8 protein-coding genes and 1 pseudogene are annotated in these 4,743 nt (G+C 62.0%); 1 reads left to right on the top strand and 8 read right to left on the bottom strand.

Annotated features, from left to right (window positions below; all coding sequences use genetic code 11):
• Window positions 1-331: pseudogene (locus tag EOA22_RS24710) on the top strand (D-alanine:D-lactate ligase-like protein); the annotation flags it as partial.
• Window positions 332-373: 42 nt separating this feature from the next.
• Here the strand turns inward: EOA22_RS24710 and EOA22_RS24705 are convergent.
• The 8 genes from EOA22_RS24705 to EOA22_RS24670 all read right to left on the bottom strand — a co-directional run.
• The gene (locus EOA22_RS24705) at window positions 374-784 is read right to left on the bottom strand and encodes a GFA family protein (protein ID WP_063169673.1); all 411 of its coding nucleotides are present in this window, start codon (window positions 782-784) and stop codon (window positions 374-376) included.
• A gap of 41 nt (window positions 785-825) precedes the next feature.
• Entirely contained in the window at window positions 826-1,293 is a 468-nt protein-coding gene (locus EOA22_RS24700; protein ID WP_063169674.1) for an SRPBCC family protein, read from the bottom strand.
• Window positions 1,290-1,610, bottom strand: coding sequence for a metalloregulator ArsR/SmtB family transcription factor (locus EOA22_RS24695; RefSeq protein ID WP_013528592.1), 321 nt, complete (start codon window positions 1,608-1,610; stop codon window positions 1,290-1,292). The genes EOA22_RS24700 and EOA22_RS24695 overlap by 4 nt, the downstream gene beginning before the upstream one ends.
• Window positions 1,611-1,855: 245 nt before the next feature.
• Entirely contained in the window at window positions 1,856-2,143 is a 288-nt protein-coding gene (locus EOA22_RS24690; RefSeq protein WP_063169675.1) for a DUF1330 domain-containing protein, read from the bottom strand.
• A gap of 32 nt (window positions 2,144-2,175) precedes the next feature.
• Window positions 2,176-2,874: an orotidine-5'-phosphate decarboxylase gene (pyrF, locus tag EOA22_RS24685; protein WP_013528590.1), complete on the bottom strand. Its 699-nt coding sequence runs from the start codon at window positions 2,872-2,874 to the stop codon at window positions 2,176-2,178.
• Entirely contained in the window at window positions 2,871-3,467 is a 597-nt protein-coding gene (locus tag EOA22_RS24680; RefSeq protein ID WP_063169676.1) for an NADPH-dependent FMN reductase, read from the bottom strand. The genes pyrF and EOA22_RS24680 overlap by 4 nt, the downstream gene beginning before the upstream one ends.
• A gap of 164 nt (window positions 3,468-3,631) precedes the next feature.
• Window positions 3,632-4,237 (bottom strand): phospholipid N-methyltransferase PmtA, encoded by a 606-nt coding sequence (pmtA, locus tag EOA22_RS24675; RefSeq protein WP_013528588.1) that lies wholly within the window; start codon window positions 4,235-4,237, stop codon window positions 3,632-3,634.
• Between the two features lie 167 nt (window positions 4,238-4,404).
• A partial coding sequence (locus EOA22_RS24670; RefSeq protein WP_281040783.1) for a DnaJ C-terminal domain-containing protein occupies window positions 4,405-4,743 on the bottom strand: 339 nt, incomplete at its 5' end.

Below are 4,743 nucleotides of genomic sequence, written 5' to 3'. Positions count from 1 at the left end.
CTACGGCGACACTGGCGAGGCAGCGAAAGCGGCGGGACATTACGCCGAGCCGGAGCTCGTCGCGGTCGCCGACAGCCAGCCGGCCGCCGACGCCAGGATTCGTGCGATCGCCGGGCGGCTGATGAGCGGGCTCGGCCTGCGCGACGTGTTTTCCATCGATCTCAGGGTCGAGGCCGACGACACCGTCCACCTCATCGAGTTCGAGGTCTGCCCCGGCCTGCCCTGCTTCGATTTCCGCGCCTATTGCCGCCAGCAATGGGGCCTCGAGCTTGCCGATGCCATAGCCGAGACAGCGGCGAGCCGGCTGATCGGCCAAGAGCATCGGGCCTGAAGGCGCGACGGCAGATCGCGGGCCGACGGCGGACGCGTTTCACTACGGCATTCGCTCGACCGCCTGCAAGGCGGGATCCATCTTGTCCCAGGCATGGCCGTGGCTCGTGTAGGTCACCATCTGCGGGCTGAACTGTTCCGGATCGTCGAGGCTGGCCGCATGGACCGCTATGAATTCCGGCATGGCGACGGATATCAGAAAGACCGGCGTTCCGCAGGTTGGACAGAAGGTGTGGATTTTTTCATTGCCGCTGGCGCCCGCCACGCGCCAGGTGCTCACCTCCCCGGTAATGGCCATATCGGTGCGCTGGCCGAAGGTCAGGTAGGATCCGTGGCCGGTGCCTGAGCGCTTCTGGCAATCGCTGCATTGGCAGTGGTTCTGGAAGATAGGCTCGTCATTGGTCTCGTAACGGATCGCGCCGCATGCGCAGCCGCCGGTATAGCGCTTGGTCATTATCGTTCTCCACGGGTCTGATTCTGCTCGAGGTCGCAACATCAGGCCGATTTCGGCTTGGCGAAAATATCGATGCCGCTGCCGGTTTCGAGGAAGGATTTCAGGCTGGACAGCACCGCCGGCCAACCTTGGCTGACGCCTTTCGCCATGCCGCTGCCGGCCTCGAGCTCGTCATGGCTGACGGTCAGCCGCACCATGGTGTCGTATTCCTCGATGGCGAACGTCACCCGGCTGGTTTTCGACGGATCGTCGGCCTGCGAAGCGTTCGCCCAGGTGATGACGAGGCGGGTCGGCGGCGAAATCTCGACGACCTTGCCGACGAGTTCGACGGTCCGTTCGTCATTGGCGCGGATGTGTTCCCATTTCGAGCCCGGCGTCCATTCGGAGACGTTCTCGTGGCCCCAGTAGCGCTTTGCGATCTCGGGCTTGATTATCGCCTCGAACACCTTCTGCGGCGTCGAGCGGATATAGGTCACGTAGACAAAGCTCGTGGTCTCTCTGGTGGTCATTGGTCTTCTCCTTCGAGTTCCTGCTTCAGGTCGTGCAGCAGGCTGAGCCGCTGCCGTTCGAATTTCCGTACCCAGCGCTCGTAGACTTCGTGCAGCGGCACGGGATTGATGAAATGTAGTTTTTCGCGGCCGCGCTTGACCGTGCTCACCAGGTTGGCCGCCTCCAGCAGGTCGAGGTGCTGGGTGGCGGATTGCCTGGCCATGTCCAGATGATCGCAAAGCTGACCGAGCGTCTGCCCGTTCTGCTCGCACAGAAGGTCAAGCAGCCTTCTGCGTGTCGGGTCGCCCAGCGCTTTGAAAACCTTGTCGGCGTCCATCTGCCTCACTCTGTTGTAAGGCATAATATGCAGGTAAATACCTGCATGTCAACCGGCAATCCGACCGGCGTTGAATGACCGCTCGTCGGCACGGCTCCGCACCTGGCAACTGCGCCAGGCAGATCACCGTGAAATCGCGGAGCAAAGATATGTAAAATGAGCCTGCGGGGCTTCAAACGCCGCCAGGCTCTATCCGATTTTGAGCACGTCTCCGGCTAAAACCGGAACTATGCTTGCAGGGGACCTCAGGCGCCCTCGACCAGGACAATTTCGCCGTCGGCGACCTTCTGGCGAATGGCGGCGGCGCGCTGGTATTCCGGCGAATGGTAGCAATCGTGTGCGGCAGCCAGCGATTCGAACTCGATAATGACATTGCGTGCGCGGCCGGGGCCTTCGGCCTTTTCGTACTCGCCGCCGCGCGCCAGGAACTTCGCCCCGAAGCGCTCGAAGGCAGGTTTGGCGGCGGCGACATAGTCCTTGTAGCCTTCCGCGTCGCGCACATCGACACGAGCGATCCAATATCCTTTGGGCATTTTCTTGGTCTCCGAACTTGTTCCTGGAAATCTCAGGCCGAGCGCATCTCGTCGAGGATGGCTTCGGCCGCTTCCCGTTTGTTGGCCGCAGCAATGATCGGACGGCCGACGACGAGGTGGCTGGCGCCGTTGCGAATCGCCTGGCCCGGCGTCACCACACGCTTCTGGTCGCCATGGTCGCTGCCCGCCGGCCGGATGCCGGGCGTCACCACCGCCATGTCGGGTCCCACGATCCGGCGCACCGCCTCGGCCTCCGCGGCCGAGCAGACGATGCCGCCCATGCCGGCATGCAGCGCCTGTTCCGAGCGCCTAAGCACCAGCGTATGCGGATCGTACTCATAGCCGACGTCGATCATGTCCTGCTCGTCCATCGAGGTCAGAACGCTGACGGCAAGCAGGCAAAGGTCGCTGCCTCTGGCCGCCTCTACGGCGGCCTGCATAGCCTTGGGATAGGCGTGAATGGTCAGCATGGTCACGCCCATCTTGACGATGTTCTCGACACCCTTGGCCACCGTGTGGTCGATGTCGAGCAGCTTCATGTCTAGGAAGACGTTGGTGCCGCCGCTGGCCAGCTCCCTGGCGAAGTCGAGCCCGCCGGCGAAGGCAAGCTGGTAGCCGATCTTGTAGAAGGAGACGATGCCGTCGAGTTCGCGCACTGCCTGCTCGGCTTGCTTCACTGTCGGCACGTCGAGGCCGACGATGAGCCGGTCGCGCATGCTATTGGCGATCATGCCTCGATCCGGGTGGACAGCAGGCGCGAGGTCTCGATCAGCGTGCGGCATAGGTGCTCCATCGATTTGTGCAGTCTTTCGTCACGGAAATTTCCATCCTCGTCGAAGGCGTCACCGCCGTCGGGCACCGAGCATTCCGGCGTCACCACCTCCATCTGGCAACGCACCAGCACCGCGCGCAGATGGTTGATGCAGCGGATACCGGCAAAGTGCCCGTTGGAGGACGAGCAAAGGCCAACGACCTTGCCGGCCAGCGGCCTGACTGGCCGGCCACCATCCCTGCGCACCCGGCTCACCCAGTCGATCGTGTTCTTGAGCAGCGGCGGAATGGAGCCGTTATATTCGGGCGTGGCGATCAGCAGCCCGTCATGGGCCATGATGAGACGGCCGAGTTTCTGGGCGTTTTCGGGAACGCCTTTTTCCTTTTCCAGGTCTTCGTCCATGATCGGCAGGGGGTATTCGGCGAGCGAGATGCGGGTCACCTCGGCACCTTGCATGGCGAGTTCCTTTTGCGCCACGTCGGCGGCCCTGCCGCTATAGGCGCCGCTGCGCACCGAGCCGGCGAAGACGAGGATTTTCGGGATCACTGCCATTGGCCACCCTTGTTCCCGGACAGGTACAGCCAAGGACGGCTCAAATCAACGGCTGGATAGGATAGGGGAATAGGGCAGTAGGGAATATGGGAGTAGAAAATAGCCTGGAAATGGAACCCTTCATCCCTACTCCCTTACTCCCCTATTGCCTTATTCCCTTCTCACTAGTGCGCTTCGCGGCGATAGATCCACAGCTGCGTCGGCGGAATGTTGCGGAGGATGAAATCGAAATGTTTGACCGTATAATTGCCGCGGCCGGGTGGGATCGGCGACATCGGGCCATAGGTCAACTGCACGATCGGCCGTCCGGCCGGGATGCGGTCGAGCAGGCTCTCGATATAGGCGATGCGCTGGGCGACCGGAAAGTTGAGCAGCGGCACGCCCGAAACGACGGAATCGAAGATCATCCCGCTCTTGTCGCCAAGCGTGGCGTTGAGGTTGAAGGCGTCGCCCTCGATGACGTTGACGCCGGGATAGAGCCGCCGCAGGTGACGAACGAAATCCGTGGAATATTCGACAGCGTAGAGGTTTTCGGGGCGTACGCCCTGGGCGAGGATGGCGCGGGTGATGACGCCGGTACCGGGACCGACCTCGAGCACTGGCAGGCCGGATTTAGGATTGACGATCGAGGCCATCTTGCGCGCGGTGATCGAACTGGTCGGCACGATCGAGCCAACCGTCTTCGGCTTGTCGATCCAGCCCTTGAAGAATTTGAGTTCGTCGTCGAACTTTTCGACAAGCGCCTTCCGCAGTCCAGGGCCACGTGTCATGCAAGCTCTCCTCAGCGCTCCCCGCAAAGTTACTTAGCACCTGAGCGGTGCTAGGCAAGGCGCGGCCGGACGCATGTCGTGGATAAGATAATTTTCGTCGCGTCTCAAGGGGTGACGCGATTCAAGGATTTACGCGTGGCAAATCGGCTTACGCGGGCCAAAGTGCATCAACGCTCGCCGAAAGACTCGAAGAAATCCTTCATACGGGCGAAAAAGCCGCTCGATTGAGGCGAATTGTCCTGCGAGGAGAGCTGTTCGAACTCCTCCAGAAGTTCGCGCTGGCGCCGGGTCAGGTTCTGCGGCGTCTCGACCGCGGTCTGGATGTAGAGGTCGCCGACATTGGGCTGGCGCAGCACAGGCATGCCCTTGCCCTTGAGGCGGAACTGGCGCCCGTTCTGTGTGCCTTCGGTCACCTTGACCTTGGTCTGCGTGCCGTCCAGCGTCGTCACCTCGAAGGAGCCGCCAAGGGCTGCCGTCGTCATCGAGATCGGCACCTTGCAATAGAG

The organism is Mesorhizobium sp. M7A.F.Ca.US.014.04.1.1, assembly GCF_003998745.1.
Lineage (GTDB): Bacteria > Pseudomonadota > Alphaproteobacteria > Rhizobiales > Rhizobiaceae > Mesorhizobium > Mesorhizobium ciceri.
Note: the sequence above shows the minus strand (reverse complement) of the source record. Positions and strands in the feature narration are given on the sequence as shown.